The sequence below is a fragment of the Aeromonas sp. 61P genome (assembly GCF_051919545.1).
Classification (GTDB): domain Bacteria; phylum Pseudomonadota; class Gammaproteobacteria; order Enterobacterales; family Aeromonadaceae; genus Aeromonas; species Aeromonas veronii.
Window position 1 is genome coordinate 3934713 of record NZ_JBQBEL010000001.1, and the last position, 14531, is coordinate 3949243.

General features: G+C 61.8%; 16 protein-coding genes. 14 read left to right on the plus strand and 2 right to left on the minus strand.

Features of this window, described 5'->3' with window-relative positions; translation table 11 throughout:
• Positions 1–101: 101 nt before the first annotated feature.
• From ACTG2O_RS18400 to mltB, 10 genes are all read left to right on the plus strand, one after another.
• The gene (locus tag ACTG2O_RS18400) at positions 102–476 is read left to right on the plus strand and encodes a hypothetical protein (RefSeq protein ID WP_213389145.1); all 375 of its coding nucleotides are present in this window, start codon (positions 102–104) and stop codon (positions 474–476) included.
• Positions 477–609: 133 nt separating this feature from the next.
• Positions 610–888, plus strand: coding sequence for a peptidylprolyl isomerase (locus ACTG2O_RS18405; protein ID WP_005359450.1), 279 nt, complete (start codon positions 610–612; stop codon positions 886–888).
• A gap of 179 nt (positions 889–1067) precedes the next feature.
• On the plus strand, positions 1068–1742 hold the full coding sequence (locus tag ACTG2O_RS18410; protein ID WP_439976446.1) for a DUF1499 domain-containing protein: 675 nt from the start codon (positions 1068–1070) through the stop codon (positions 1740–1742).
• Between the two features lie 25 nt (positions 1743–1767).
• Positions 1768–2349, plus strand: coding sequence for a carboxymuconolactone decarboxylase family protein (locus ACTG2O_RS18415; RefSeq protein WP_439976447.1), 582 nt, complete (start codon positions 1768–1770; stop codon positions 2347–2349).
• Positions 2349–4502 (plus strand): FAD-dependent oxidoreductase, encoded by a 2154-nt coding sequence (locus tag ACTG2O_RS18420; protein WP_439976448.1) that lies wholly within the window; start codon positions 2349–2351, stop codon positions 4500–4502. The genes ACTG2O_RS18415 and ACTG2O_RS18420 overlap by 1 nt, the downstream gene beginning before the upstream one ends.
• Before the next feature lie 17 nt (positions 4503–4519).
• Positions 4520–5740, plus strand: coding sequence for an ABC transporter substrate-binding protein (locus ACTG2O_RS18425; protein WP_439976449.1), 1221 nt, complete (start codon positions 4520–4522; stop codon positions 5738–5740).
• 77 nt (positions 5741–5817) lie between these two features.
• A complete protein-coding gene (locus ACTG2O_RS18430) occupies positions 5818–7452 on the plus strand; it encodes an ABC transporter permease (protein ID WP_439976450.1) in 1635 nt (544 codons plus the stop codon).
• 23 nt (positions 7453–7475) lie between these two features.
• Positions 7476–8126, plus strand: a complete 651-nt coding sequence (locus tag ACTG2O_RS18435) for an ATP-binding cassette domain-containing protein (RefSeq protein WP_439976451.1) — start codon at positions 7476–7478, stop codon at positions 8124–8126.
• A gap of 16 nt (positions 8127–8142) precedes the next feature.
• On the plus strand, positions 8143–8757 hold the full coding sequence (locus tag ACTG2O_RS18440; protein WP_219263576.1) for a CDP-alcohol phosphatidyltransferase family protein: 615 nt from the start codon (positions 8143–8145) through the stop codon (positions 8755–8757).
• Between the two features lie 132 nt (positions 8758–8889).
• A complete protein-coding gene (mltB, locus tag ACTG2O_RS18445; protein WP_439976452.1) occupies positions 8890–9972 on the plus strand; it encodes a lytic murein transglycosylase B in 1083 nt (360 codons plus the stop codon).
• A 102-nt stretch (positions 9973–10074) separates the two neighbouring features.
• Here mltB and pgm read toward each other — a convergent pair whose 3' ends face one another.
• Positions 10075–11724 carry a phosphoglucomutase (alpha-D-glucose-1,6-bisphosphate-dependent) gene (gene pgm / locus ACTG2O_RS18450; RefSeq protein ID WP_216954158.1) on the minus strand — a complete coding sequence of 550 codons (1650 nt, stop codon included), beginning with the start codon at positions 11722–11724 and terminating at the stop codon, positions 10075–10077.
• A 58-nt stretch (positions 11725–11782) separates the two neighbouring features.
• The gene (gene seqA / locus ACTG2O_RS18455; RefSeq protein ID WP_439976453.1) at positions 11783–12292 is read right to left on the minus strand and encodes a replication initiation negative regulator SeqA; all 510 of its coding nucleotides are present in this window, start codon (positions 12290–12292) and stop codon (positions 11783–11785) included.
• Between the two features lie 292 nt (positions 12293–12584).
• Here seqA and ACTG2O_RS18460 point away from each other — a divergent pair, with 292 nt between their 5' ends.
• Genes ACTG2O_RS18460 through fldA form a run of 4 tightly spaced genes read left to right on the plus strand, consistent with a single transcriptional unit; the run spans position 12585 to position 14507 of the window.
• Positions 12585–13349, plus strand: coding sequence for an alpha/beta fold hydrolase (locus tag ACTG2O_RS18460; RefSeq protein WP_439976674.1), 765 nt, complete (start codon positions 12585–12587; stop codon positions 13347–13349).
• A gap of 55 nt (positions 13350–13404) precedes the next feature.
• Positions 13405–13626, plus strand: coding sequence for a DUF2788 domain-containing protein (locus ACTG2O_RS18465; protein WP_005334296.1), 222 nt, complete (start codon positions 13405–13407; stop codon positions 13624–13626).
• A 20-nt stretch (positions 13627–13646) separates the two neighbouring features.
• The gene (ybfE, locus tag ACTG2O_RS18470; protein ID WP_005334297.1) at positions 13647–13943 is read left to right on the plus strand and encodes a LexA regulated protein; all 297 of its coding nucleotides are present in this window, start codon (positions 13647–13649) and stop codon (positions 13941–13943) included.
• Between the two features lie 39 nt (positions 13944–13982).
• Positions 13983–14507, plus strand: a complete 525-nt coding sequence (fldA, locus tag ACTG2O_RS18475) for a flavodoxin FldA (RefSeq protein WP_005334298.1) — start codon at positions 13983–13985, stop codon at positions 14505–14507.
• The last annotated feature ends 24 nt before the right edge of the window (positions 14508–14531 follow it).

The following is a 14531-nucleotide window of genomic DNA, read 5'->3' on the forward strand; positions in this document are numbered from 1 at the left end:
CGGGTGATTAAGAATTGCTCGTTCAGCGCAATCGAATTATCCCGCTGCCTTTGCAGACGTCCCTCCCTCACACTTGAACCATCAACTGAAGGAGACACATCATGCATGCACGTAGCGAACAGATGGCTGACTATATTGCCGATCGTCTCGAGTTCATCACCTTTCTCGCCTGTTGCAGCGCCCTGCTGGCCCTGCTGACCGGCATGAGTGGCCAGCAGGCGCTGGCCTTTACCGCCCTGAACCTGCCGTTTGGCCTCGGCATTTTGCTGGCGATGGCGCTGCTGGCCCCCCTGCCCGCCCACTGGCGGCTGCCGGGGATCACCTTGCTGCTGGCAGGTTGCGCTCTGATGACCCTGCAACTGGGGGGCGAATGGCTCAATCCGCTGGCCATCTGGAGCCTCTACGCCCTGCTCGGGCTGGAGATCATCTGGCAAGCGCGTCCACGCGCCATGCTGGCCACCCGCGCTCGCCAGTAACAGGGCTGACGAGCGCCAGTAAATGGCGGGCTGTGATGGCTGACGCCGGTGGCAAATTGGGGTACTCTTGCGCCCCGATTTGCTACCACCCTTGGCGTTAACAACCTTCGCCATCACTCCCAGGAGCGCCCCGATGAAAAAAGCCTGTGCCCAGCACATACTGGTCAAGACCGAAAAACAGTGTCTGGAGATCAAGGAGAAGATTGAGAAGGGAGCAGACTTCGGCCAGATGGCCAAGCGCTTCTCCACCTGCGCTTCTGCAAAACGCAGCGGCGATCTAGGGGAGTTCAATAAAGGGGATATGGTCAAGGCCTTTGACGATGCCGTCTTCAAGGGTGAACTGCTCAAGGTGCTGGGGCCGGTGCGCACCAAGTTCGGCTTTCACCTGATCAAAGTGCTCTATCGCAACTAAGTCATCGCAACTAACCATTTTCTCGGTGAAGCTCCCGTCAGGCTGACTTCACCGACCTCTGCATCTCCCTCGCAAAACTGACCAAAACCACGCCAAACTCGCATCAATTTACTAACGTTATCAGGCAATTAAGTTTATCCTTCTCGGCATTGTCCACATTCGACGATGGATCCCGTGCTATGCCCCGCTCTTGCTTGTGGCCCCTGCTGGCCTGGTTACTCCCGCTCGCTGGCGCCCTCGGCAGCCGCCTTCATCTCTGGCCCTGGTGGATAGGTTTTGCCATCTGCCTGACGGGGGCCATGATCTCCCTTATCTTGCTGGTGCGCCTGCCCTGGAGCCGCAACCGCTACGCCAGCGGTTTGGGCGCCTTGCCACTGCTGCTGCCCCTGACCTTTGTGCTGCAGGCGCTGCGCATGCCGCTGATCAACGATGTGAGCACAGATCCCTATAATCCCCCCCTGCTGCGCTGGGCGGCCGAGCTCAGAACAGCGCAGGATCTGCCAATAAATAGCGCCCCGCTGAAAGCATTTGAGGCAAAACCCGGTCCTCTCTTTACCAAAGCCTCTCCTGCCGAAGTGGTGATTGAAGCCAACGAACTGATGCAGGAGCTGGGCTGGCAGGTACGACCGAGCCCGGATGGCCTGGATGCAGTGGTCACCACCGGCTGGTTCGGCTTTCAGGATGATGTGGCGCTGCGGGTCTTTGCAGGCCCCAAAGAGACCCGTATCGATATGCGATCAGCCTCCCGTCAGGGGCGCAGCGACTTGGGCACCAACCGGGCACGGATCGAGGATTTCCTGATCCGCCTGAATGAGCGCCTCGGCCAGGCCTACAAACCCAATTTGAAACCGTAAGTGTGAAACAACAAGAAGGTAACTGATGCGCGTTGAGGTCAAACCCGACTGGGAATATGCCTGGTTTATCCGCCCTTTTTTCTGGCTGCAAAAGCGCAACTATGGTCAGGTGCTCATTCCGGGCAAGTGCTGGGGCCGCTCGCCGCGCCTGTTTGCCGCCGTCGCCACCCTCTACGGGGTCATCAACCGCAAGCGCTCCCCCATCGATCCCGTGCTGCGCTCTCTGGTAACGGTGCGGGTCTCCCAGCTCAACTGGTGCCGCTTCTGCGTCGACATCAACGCCATGACCCTGAGCAAGCGGGCAGGATCCAGCGAGAAGGTGGAGGCGCTGGCCAACTGGCGCGAAAGCCCCTTGTTCGACGAGCGGGAGAAAGCGGTGCTCGACTACACCGAAGCGATGACCGGACTGGATGGGGTGAGCGATGAACAAGCATCCCGCCTCAAGCACTGGTTCGACGACGATGCCATGGTGGAGCTGACCGGCCTTATCGCCTTCCAGAACATGTCGGCCAAGTTCAACGCCGCCCTCGATATCGCGCCGCAGGGCTTCTGCCAGCTGCCGGTGCAGCCGGAACGCCCCGCCCAGCCAGACAACAAGGACGCCTGATGAACCGGACCCGCCTGCTGCTTCTGCTGGTGATGGGGAGCCTTATCGGCACCTTTTTTGCCCTCGATCTTGGCCGTTACCTCAGTCTGGACGCCTTGCAGGCTCAGCAGGCGGCAGTGGCGCAATGGGTCGACAGCCACTTTGTCACGGCCAGCCTGCTGTTCGTGCTTATCTATGTGCTGAGCACAGCCCTCTCCCTGCCCGGCGCCAGCCTGCTCACCCTGGGTGGCAGCGCGGTGTTCGGCGTCGCCTGGGGGCTGCTGCTGGTCTCCTTTGCCAGCACCATCGGCGCGACCCTGGCCTTTCTCAGCGCCCGTTTTCTGCTGCGCGACTGGGTCACCGCCCGCTTTGGCGACAAGCTGGCCACCTTTCACTCCGGCATGGCGAAGGAGGGGGCCTTCTATCTGCTGAGCCTGCGCCTTATCCCCGTCTTTCCCTTCTTTCTGGTCAATCTGCTGATGGGGCTCACCCCCATCAGAGTCAGCACCTACTACTGGGTGAGCCAGCTTGGCATGCTGCCCGGCACCTTCGTCTATGTGCTGGCAGGGAGCGAGCTTGGCCAGTTAACCAGCACCGGCAATATCCTCTCCCCCGGCCTGATGGTGGCGCTGACCCTGCTGGGGCTGATGCCCTGGCTCGTCAAGAAATTGACCTCGCACCTCGCGCTGCGGCGCCAGCTCGCCCCCTACCGCAAACCCGCTCGCTATGACTACAACCTGCTGGTGATCGGTGCGGGCGCCGGTGGGCTGGTTACCAGCTATATCGCCGCGGCGGTGAAGGCCAAGGTGGCGCTCATCGAGAAGCACAAGATGGGGGGCGATTGCCTCAACAGCGGCTGCGTCCCCTCCAAGGCATTGATCCGCAGCGCCCGCTTTGCCGCAGAGCAGCGTAAGGCCGACGAGCTGGGCTTTAGTCCAAGCCACTCCCGCGCCGATTTTGCCGCCGTGATGGAACGGGTGGCTGAGGTTATCAAGGAGGTCGAGCCCCACGACTCCATCGAACGCTATCAGGGGCTTGGAGTGGAGTGCATAGAAGGGGAGGCGCGGCTGGTCTCCCCCTGGGAGGTGGAGGTGAACGGCCAGCGCCTTGCCAGCCGCCATATCGTTATCGCCACCGGCGCCCGACCGTTGGTGCCCAAGCTGCCGGGGCTGGATCAGGTGCCTTACCTCACCTCGGATAGCCTCTGGCAACTACGCACCCCGCCGCGCCGGCTGTTGGTACTGGGCGGCGGCCCTATCGGCTGCGAACTGGCCCAGAGCTTCACCCTGCTCGGCATTCCCGTGACCTTGGTGGAACTCTCGGAGCAACTGCTGCCCCGCGAAGAGAGAGAGGTAGCCGACGCCCTGGCCGGGCAGATGAGCCGCGATGGCGTACAGCTACTCACCGGCTGGCGTGCCGAACGAGCCGACTATCTGCCCGCAGCCGATGGGGATCTCCCCATCCGGCTACAACTGCGCCGTGGCGATGAGACACAGGTGGTTGCAGGGGATCAACTGCTGCTGGCACTGGGTCGGGTCGCCAACGTCAGCGGCTTCGGGCTCGAAGCGTTGGGGGTCGAGCTTGCCCCCCGCGGCACCCTAGCAGTCGATGGCTTTCTTGCCACCAACTTCCCCAGCATACTGGCGGTGGGAGACGTAGCGGGCCCTTACCAATTCACCCACTTCGCCGCCCATCAGGCCTGGTATGCGGCGGTCAATGCCCTGTTTGGTCAGTTCAAGCGCTTTCGGGCCGACTATCGGGTCATTCCGGCGGCCACCTACACCACGCCGGAGATTGCCCGGGTCGGCCTCAATCGCAAGGAAGCCGAGGCGCAGGGGATTCCCTTCGAGGCGACCCGCTTTGAGCTGGCCGAGCTGGACAGAGCGATTGCCGATGGGGAGCGCCAGGGTTTTGTCGAGGTGCTGACCGTGCCGGGCAAGGATACTATCATTGGCGCCACCATAGTGGGCACTCACGCCGGTGAGCGGATTGCCGAGTTCGTACTCGCCATGCGTCACCGCCTCGGCCTTGGCAAGATCCTCGGCACCATTCACGCCTATCCCACCCTGATGGAGGGAAACAAATATGTGGCGGGTGAATGGAAACGGGCCCATCAGCCCACCCGGGTGCTGGCGTTGCTGGCCCGTTATCACCGCTGGCGCCGTGGCGCCTGACAACCAGGGAAACGTTTATGATCAAGCCATTCTCACTGCTCGGCTCACACCTCAACTCGCACCGCAACTCTTGGCTCAAACAGCGGCTAAACGCCCTGCTGTGCGCCCTGCCACTGCTGGCTAGCGGCCCGCTGTTAGCCAGCCCTGATGACAACTGGCAACAGACCCTTGAGGAGGCGAAGGGGCAGACCGTCTACTTCAACGCCTGGGGCGGCAGCCCGGAGATCAACGCCTATCTGGTGTGGGCCGGGCAGGAGCTGGCGCGCGACTATCAGGTCAAGCTGGTGCAGGTGAAGGTGGATGACATTGCCCAGAGCGTCAGCCAGCTGCTGGCCAACAAGCAGGCGGGCAAGCAAGCTGGCGGGCCCATCGACCTGCTCTGGGTCAACGGCGAGAACTTCAAGGCGCTCAAGGAGCAGGGGCTGCTCGGCGCTCCCTTTACCGCCGAGCTGCCCAATATGGCACTGGTCGACAGCAGCCTGCCGGTGAGTGAAGACTTCACACTGCCGGTGGAAGGGTTGGAAGCCCCCTGGGGCATCGGCCAGCTCAATCTGATGGTCGACACCGAAGAGGTCACCAGCCCGCCCACCTCGGCTGCCGCCCTGCTGGCGTGGACCAAGGCCCATCCCGGCCGCTTCACCTATCCCAAGCCGCCCCAGTTCCATGGCTCCAGTTTTCTCAAGCAGATCCTGCTGGAATTGACGCCAGACCCCGCCCCCCTCTATCGGGAGGCGACCGAGAGCGATTTTGCCCAGCTCACCGCCCCGCTCTGGGCCTGGCTCGATAAGCTGCATCCGGCACTCTGGCGCAAGGGCAAACTGTTCCCCACCAGCGCCGCCGAAACCCGCCAGCTGCTCGATGATGGCGAACTGGCCATGGCTATCAGCTTCAATCCGCAGGAGGCGCAAAGCGCCGCCCAGATTGGCGCCCTGCCCCCCAGTGTGGAGGCGGTCGCCATGGAGAAAGGGGCGCTCACCAACAGCCATTTTCTCGCCATCCCCTTTAACGCCAGTGCCCGTGCGGGTGCCAAGGTGGTGGCCAACTTCCTGCTAAGCCCGGCGGCGCAGGCACGAAAAGCCAATCCGGCTTTCTGGGGTGATCCCAGCGTGCTGCGGGCCGATGCCCTGCCTGACCCCGCCAAGGGGCAACCGGCACTGCGCTTCAAAGCGGTGGCCGAGCCTCACCCCAGCTGGCAGCTCAAGCTGGAAGCGGCCTGGGCCGAGCGTTACGGTCACTGATGAGTGCCGCTGGTCACCAACTTGCCCGCTCCCGACCGTGGCGCCAGTTGACACGCCACCCCACTATGAGTACGGGGATGGCGGTCATTTATCTGGCACTCTTCGTCATCCCATTGCTGGCGGGGCTGTGGCAACTGCTGGCGGAGGGGATGGCCGCCTCTCATCTCGCCTTGCTGCTCGCCCAACCCGGTCTTTGGCACTCAGCAGCGCTGAGTCTGTGGATTGGCGCCGCCTCGACCCTTGGCAGCCTGCTGATGACCGCCCTGCTGCTGGCCCACAGCGACAGCCGGGCTTTCGGTCTGCTCCGCCGCCTGCTCTCGCCCATGCTGGCCATGCCCCACGTCGCCTTTGCCATCGGTTTTGCTTTTTTGCTCGCCCCCTCCGGCTGGCTGCTACGGCTCGTCTCGCCAGCTCTGACCGGGTTTGAACTGCCTCCCGACTGGCAAACCATTCGCGACCCTCTAGGGCTTGGGCTGATTGCACTGCTCGTTTTCAAGGAGACCCCCTTTTTGCTGCTGATGGCGATGGCCGCGCAGCAACCCATCCTGCTGGCACGCCAGCAGTGGCTGGGGGCGAGCCTCGGTTTCAGCGCTCCCCAGATCTGGTGGCGCCTGCTGCTGCCGGCGCTCTGGCCCGCCCTGCGCCTGCCCATCTATGCGGTGGCAGCCTATGGTGTGGCGGTGGTGGATCTCGCCCAACTGCTCGGGCCCGACGCCCCCGCCCCGCTGGCGGTGCGGTTGTGGCTCTGGTATCAGGACCCGGACCTGCTCTGGCGCGGTGCCACCGCCAGCGGCGCCCTGCTGCTGCTCGCCATCACGGCGCTGCTGATCGCTCTGTTCAGATTACTGGAGTGGCTTCATAAAGAGGTGGGCAAAGGCTGCTGGCTCGATGGCAAACGGGCGGCGCCCCACTTCTTTGCCAACCGGCTCGCAGCAGGCTTTGCCTTAACCCTGATCACCCTCAATCTGGCGGTGCTGGCGGCCCTGCTGCTCTGGTCGCTGGCGCGCCGCTGGCCCTTTCCCGCCCTCTGGCCCCGCCAGTGGAGCGGTCACTACTGGCTGGATCTGCTGCCAACCCTGCTGCCGCTGCTGGCAACCAGCGCACTGCTGGCACTGGCGAGCGGCTTGCTGGCACTGGTGATGGCGGTGTGCAGTCTGGAGGCGCAAGCCGGGCGCCGCCCCTGGCCGCTCTGGCTTATCTGCCTGCCGCTGTTGCTGCCGCAGGCGAGCCTGCTGTTTGGCATCCGGCTCGGGCTGGGCTGGCTTGCACATGACTCGATAAGCAGCGGCATTGGCTGGGGCTGGGTGCTCTGGAGCCAGCTGCTGTTTGTCTTTCCATATGTCTACCTCTGCCTGCACGGCCCCTATCGCCAGTTCGATCCGCGGATCACCCAGAGCGCCCTGCTGCTGGGGGCTACGCCATGGCGAGCCTGGTGGCAGGTGAAAGCGCCGCTGCTGGCGCGCCCGCTGCTGTTTGCCTTCGGCGTCGGGGCGGCGGTGAGTTTGGCCCAGTATCTGCCAACCCTGTTGTTTGGGGCTGGCAGAGTGGTCACCATCACCACCGAAGCGGTGGCCATCGGCAGCGGCCTCAACCGGCGGCTGGCAGGGCTCTACGGCCTGCTGCAACTGCTGTTGCCACTCGTTATCTACCTGCTGGCACTCTGGCTGCCGGCGCGGATCAATCCGGCGCTCAAGGGGGGCGGCTCACGATGAACTCTGATGATGGAAACAGCCATATGCTGAGCACCACGCCTCTTCGGCTTTACCTTGATGAAAATCTGCAGCTCTCGCTGCCCGCCCTGCAGGTGGCCCCCGGCGAGGTATTGACCCTGATGGGGCCAAGCGGCTGCGGTAAAAGCTCCCTGCTGGCGGGGCTGGCCGGGGTACTGCCCGGCGCGCAGACAGATAGCGGCCCGATCCGGCTGGAGGGGGAGATAAGGCTCGGCGAGCGGCCACTCAACACCTTGCCTGCGCAAGCGCGGCGCATCGGCATGCTGTTTCAGGATGACCTGCTGTTCGACCATCTGACGGTGGCGGAGAACCTGATGTTCGGCATGCCGGCGACCATCAAGGGAAAACGTGCGCGGCGGGAAAAGGCGCTGACCGCATTGGCTCTGGTCGCGCTGGCGGATCAGGCTGACAAGCTGCCACTGCTGCTGTCAGGGGGGCAGCGGGCGCGGGTCAGCCTGCTGCGGGCACTGTTGGCCGAACCCGACGCCCTGCTGCTGGACGAGCCCTTCTCCCGCCTCGACAAGCCGCTGCGGGCAGCCTTTCGCGAGCTGGTGTTCGCGCAGATCAAGGCGCTGGCCATCCCCGCCATCCTGGTGACCCACGATGCGGAAGACGCGCCGGGCACCATACTCAACCTCACCGAATGCCACTGTTAACCGAGGAGTGTTCACCTTGTTTGATCGCCATCTGATCCCCGTGATCCGCAGCCCCCTCACCCAGCTTGCCAAACCGCTCTGCCGTGCCGGGGTCAGTGCCAATCAGGTGAGCCTCACCGGTTTTGCCATCGGCATGCTGGCGCTACCGCTGCTGGCCTTTGGCTGCTATTCATGGGCACTCGCGGCCATCCTGCTCAACCGGCTGCTGGACGGGCTCGATGGCGCCGTGGCGCGGGAAACCGGCATCACCGACTGCGGCGGCTTTCTCGACATCACGCTGGATTTTATCTTCTACGCTGCCGTGGTGCTGGGCTTTGCCCTCGCCGCCCCCGCTAATGCGCTACCCGCCGCCACCCTGCTGTTTGCCTTTATGGGCACAGGGTCGAGCTTTCTGGCGTTTGCCATCATGGCGGGCAAGCGGGGGATCGACAATCCGGTCTACCACCACAAATCCCTCTACTATCTGGGCGGCCTCACCGAGGGGAGCGAGACCATCGCCCTCTTTGTGCTGATGTGCCTGTGGCCCGCCGCCTTCGCCCCGCTCGCCTACGGCTTTGCCCTGCTCTGCGCCATCACCACCCTGACCCGACTCTGGAGCGGTTACCACACCCTGCGTCACACCCCGCGCTGAACCGCGCAGCCCTCACCGGAGGGCTAATCCATCGCACGATGAATTGGCGGCAAACAAGGCGCACGGAACACTTGCACGGGGATGACAATGTTTTACCATTGCGGCACTTTTATCAGTCTCTTTGAGAACCCTATGCGTCGCCTTGCCTCTCTTCTCACTCTGTCATTATTCCCCCTGATCGGTGGCTGCAGCAGCGCCCCAGCGCCAAAGCCCGTGGTCGTCCCCCAGCCCAAGAGCGCCTTTATCAATCAGGCGCCATCGAGCAAACCCGTTTATACACAAGGGGTTAGCAAGGGGGACTTCGCCAATCGCCCCAACGTGGACAGATTCGTCCAGAAGATGGTCGAGAAGCACGGTTTTGACAACGCCCAGCTGCATCAGGTGCTGGCACAGGCAGAGCGTTACGACTGGATCATCCGCCTGATGGATGCCCAGGCGCCGACCACCGCCAAGCCCACCGGCCCGACCGGTGCCTGGAACCGCTATCGCGCCAAGTTCATCACCCCCGACAACGTACAGAACGGCGTCAACTTCTGGCGTGAATACGCAAGCGAGCTGAACCGGGCGGAGCAGGTCTACGGGGTGCCGCCTGAGATCATCGTCGGCATTATCGGGGTCGAGACCCGCTGGGGCCGGGTGATGGGCAAGACCCGCATTCTGGATGCATTGGCCACCCTGGCATTTGATTATCCGCGCCGCGCCGAGTTCTTCACGAGCGAATTGGAAGCCTTCCTGGTGATGACCCGCGATGAGGGGATGGATCCCACCGAACCCAAGGGCTCCTATGCGGGCGCCATGGGCTACGGCCAGTTCATGCCCTCCAGCTTCCAGCGCTATGCGGTGGACTTTGACGGCAACGGCCACACCAACCTGTGGGATCCGGTGGATGCCATCGGCAGCGTCGCCAACTACTTCAAGGCCCACGGCTGGGAGAAAGGGCAACCGGTGGCGGTGCGTGGTCAGGGCCAGCTGCCCGGCTATGAGCACGGCTTCCAGACCCGCTACCCGGTGGCCTCCCTGCGCCGCGCAGGGCTCACCCCCACCAGCAGCCTGGGCAACCACAACGAAGCGAGCCTGCTGCGCCTCGATGTCGGCACCGGCTACCAATACTGGTACGGTCTGCCCAACTTCTACACCATCACCCGCTACAACCACAGCACCCACTACGCCATGGCAGTGTGGCAGCTGGGGCTGGCGGTGAAAGCCGCGCGCTGACAACTCGCTGGCATAAAACAGACAATGAAAAAGGAGCCATTATGGCTCCTTTGTTATATCCAACGTTCAACCCCATCAGGGGCTCAAGGATGGCTACCTGATTTAGACGCCTGCCTTGGCAAGCGCAGCAGAGACGATCTGCTGGGCTTCCTGCTGGATGAGGTCGAGGTGCGTGTCGCCCTTGAAGCTCTCCATATAGATCTTGTAGATGGACTCGGTGCCGGAGGGGCGCGCCGCGAACCAGCCGTTCTCGGTCACCACCTTGAGGCCGCCGATGGCGGCATCATTGCCCGGCGCCTTGGTCAGCTTGGCGATGATGGGCTCACCGGCGAGCGTTGAGGCCTCCACCAGTGCCGGATCCAGCTTGGAGAGCACTGCTTTCTGGGCACTGTTGGCCGGGGCGTCGATACGGCGGTAGCTGGAGCGGCCAAATTTGGCTTCCAGTGCGTCGTAATGAGCCTGCGGATCCTTGCCGGTGACCGCCAGAATTTCTGCCGCCAGCAGCGCCAGAATGAAGCCATCCTTGTCAGTGGTCCAGACGGTGCCATCTTTACGCAGGAAGGAGGCGCCCGCGCTCTCCTCGCCACCAAAACCGAACTCGCCGCTGTAGAGGCCATCCACGAACCACTTGAAGCCGACCGGCACCTCTTTCAGGGTACGGCCAATCTCGCCGGCAACCCGGTCGATCATGGAGGAAGAGACCAGCGTCTTGCCGACGGCCGCATCGGCAGACCAGCCGGTGCGATGGGTAAACAGATACTGGATTGCCACCGCCAGATAGTGGTTCGGGTTCATCAGGCCAGACTTGGTGACGATGCCGTGACGGTCGTAGTCAGGGTCGTTGCCAAGGGCGATGTCGAACTTGTCCTTGAGCGCGATCAGGCTCGCCATGGCGAACGGGCTGGAGCAGTCCATCCGGATCTTGCCGTCTTTATCCAGGGTCATGAAGGAGAAGGTCGGGTCGACCTTGTAGTTCACCACCTCGATATTCAGGCCATAGGTCTTGGCGATGACGTCCCAGTAGGCGACGCCGGAGCCACCCAGCGGGTCGACACCGATCTTGATGCCCGCGTTCTTGATGGCATCCATGTCCAGCACGTTCTTCAGATCATCCACATAGGGGGTGACATAGTCGTGCTCGACCACGAACGGGCTCTTGAGCGCCTCGGCGAACGGCATGCGCTTCACGCCGGCCAGACCCGCTTCCAGAATGGCGTTGGCACGGTCCTCGACCCACTTGGTGATCTCCCCTTCGGCGGGGCCACCGTGAGGCGGGTTGTACTTGAAGCCACCATCTTCCGGCGGGTTGTGGGACGGGGTGATCACCACGCCGTCAGCACGGGCAGCCGGTTTGCCTGCATTGTGGCGCAGGATGGCGTGAGAGATGACGGGGGTCGGGGTAAAGCCGAGGCCAGCCTGAATGCGGGTTTCAACACCGTTGGCGGCCAGCACTTCGACGGCGCTGGCAAAGGCGGATTCGGACAGGGCGTGGGTATCCATGCCGACAAACAGCGGGCCAGTGATGCCGGCCTGCTGGCGATACTCCACCAGGGCCTGGGTCACCGCCAGAATATGGGATTCGGTAAAGGCACTGTGCAGGGCGCTGCCACGGTGGCCGGAGGTACCGAAGGCAACTCGCTGCTCGGGGCGGCTCATGTCCGGCTTGTTGAGGTAGTAGGCGCTGACCAGACGGGGGATGTTGGTCAGATCGCTTAAACGGGCCGGTTGACCGGCGTGGGAATGCTGAGCCATGGCGTTTTCCTTGCGTAATGGCGGCCTTGCCGGGCAGGGCCTGAGTCTTGAAGAATCGTTAAATTGCGCCACACACCTGCGCGATCACCTCTTCGCCATAGCCCATGCTGGCCATCAGCTGGGCCACCATGTTCTGCTTGCGGCTGGTGTTGGTGTTGGTGATCACCCAGAACGGGGTCTCCGGTACCGGCTTGGGCTTGGTGGTGCTGCCACTGGCACGCAGAGCCTCGGGATCCTGCGAGAAATAGACGCGCTTGCGCCCCTTGATTTCGGTGGCCTGGGTAAAGCCTTCCGGGTTATCCCGGTAGAGGGTACTCAGCACCAGCATAAAGCGGTTGATGGACTTCTCTTCTTTTTGCAGCTCACCGGAATCGAGCAGGGCTTGCAGCCCTTGTTGGGTGGCTATCGCACTGGGCTGCGCGACGGCAACTGGCTCGGCAACCGGCACACCTTGGTGAGCAGGCTGTTCCAACAGACGGCGCAGGATATCGGAGGCACTCTCACCAATGTGCCGGGTCTGGCTGGCGATATAGAAGTAGAGATCGTCATCAAGCTCGATGGTTTTCATAGGGATGCGCTGGACTCGTCGAAATTCGGATGCGGCGATTATACATAGGCAAACCCGACAGCCCAAGCAAGGGGCTGGCAGATGTACATGAATCTCATCGAGAATACGGCATAATAGCGGCCCAAGTGTGTGATCGGCCGCACTGATAGCCGATCTGAACGGGATTTTTTAGAAAAAAAACCACACAAATTTCCCCTTCATCACACGAAATCCTTTTCTTTCCAGTGCGTTAAATCATATCGGCAACGCACTCATGACCGAACAAGGTGTCATTTTGCAACAAAAGAGCGTAGTGAACTTCAAAGAGCAGGGTCAGGGACCGGCCGTCATTCTGATCCACGGGCTGTTCGGCAGCCTCGATAACCTGGGTCTGCTGGCCCGCGCCCTTAGTGAGCACTATCGGGTCATCAGCGTCGATCTGCGCAACCACGGCGTCTCGTTTCGCAGCGACGACATGAGCTATCCGGCGCAAGCGGCCGACATTCTCGCGCTGATGGATCACCTTGAGCTTGATCAGGCGGCGATAGTAGGCCACTCGATGGGGGGCAAGGTAGGGATGCAGGTCACCAAGCTGGCGCCAGAGCGGGTGGCCAAGCTGGTGGTGGCCGACATGGCGCCAGTCGCCTATCCCCACTCCCGCCACCAGAATGTGTTCGCCGGACTCAACGCCACACTGCGCACGCCGCCGCAAAGCCGTAGTGAAGCGGAAGCCATGCTGGCGCAGCACATCGAGATCGCCGAGGTACGCCAGTTCCTGCTCAAATCGTTCGCCAGAGGCGAGCATGGCTGGGGTTGGCGCTTCAATGTGCCCGCCCTTGAGCAAAACTACGCCAACATCATGGGCTGGCCAGCGGATGAGCATCGCTTCGAGGGGCCAGTGCTCTTTATCAAGGGGGGGGATTCTGACTATATGCAGCCCCAATACAGCGAGACGGCACTGGCCCAATTCCCGGCGGCAAAGGTGCGTGTCATCGCGGGTACCGGCCACTGGTTGCATGCGGAAAAACCGGCTCTGTTCAACAAATTGGTTGTGGATTTCCTGTCGACAGGCGGTTAACAGTTTCAAATCCTTTGTGATATAGTGCGCCCGTCATAAGGAGTGTGCGCAATCCATGCTAAGTGAACATATCGACCTGATCGAAAGTTTGGGCCTCAAGTTATTCTTTGTGGCCATTTTCATATTGATTGGCCTGGCCATTCAGGACGTGCTCAAGCGCGGCAACGTGCCCCGTTTCGGTCGTTTTATCGTCTGGTTGGTACTGTTTCTGGGTTGTGCGGGTTTTGTCGCCAAGGGGCTGATCGAACTGGGCTGGGAAGGCTCAGGACTCGGCTAACTTATTTTCATCTGTGATGTATGGCCAAACAGCAAACTGATCGAACAACACTGGATCTGTTCGCAAATGAGAAGCGCCCCGGCAGGCCAAAGACCAATCCACTCCCCCGCGAGACCCAGCTCAAGATCAACAAGCGTAACCAGCTTAAGCGCGATCGGGAAAATGGGCTGAAGCGGGTAGAGTTAAAGGTGGAGGCCGAGTTGCTGGAGCGCCTGAACCAACTTGCGTTACAACAGAACATCAGCCGAGCCGAGCTGATCCAATCTATCCTGAAACAACAGATTGAGTCCGCCTTTGCGGTGGACATTGCAGTCTGAGCGTTGAGCATTAACACCAAATACGGGTAACTAAACACTATGGCAAGTGTAGGTCTGTTTTTTGGCAGCGATACCGGTAACACCGAAGCTGTCGCCAAGATGATCCAGAAAGAGCTGGGCAAAAACCTGATTGAAGTCCGTGACATCGCCAAGAGCAGCAAGGCCGACATCGAGAGCTTTGATCTGCTGATGTTCGGCATCCCGACTTGGTACTACGGCGAAGCCCAGGCCGACTGGGACGACTTCTTCCCCGATCTGGGCGAAATCGACTTCACCAACAAACTGGTCGCCATCTTCGGTTGCGGTGATCAGGAAGACTATTCCGAGTACTTCCTCGATGCCATGGGCACCCTGCGCGACATCGTCGAAGCCAAAGGCGCCATCATCATCGGTCACTGGCCGACTGCCGGCTACGAGTTCGAAGCCTCCAAGGCACTGGTCGATGACAAGCACTTTGTCGGTCTGGGTATCGATGAAGATCGCCAGCCGGAGCTGACTGCCGAGCGCGTCAAGGGCTGGTGCAAGCAGCTGCACGAAGAGATGTGCCTGGGCGAGCTGGAGTAATCCACCTCCCCCTCATACCTCTGA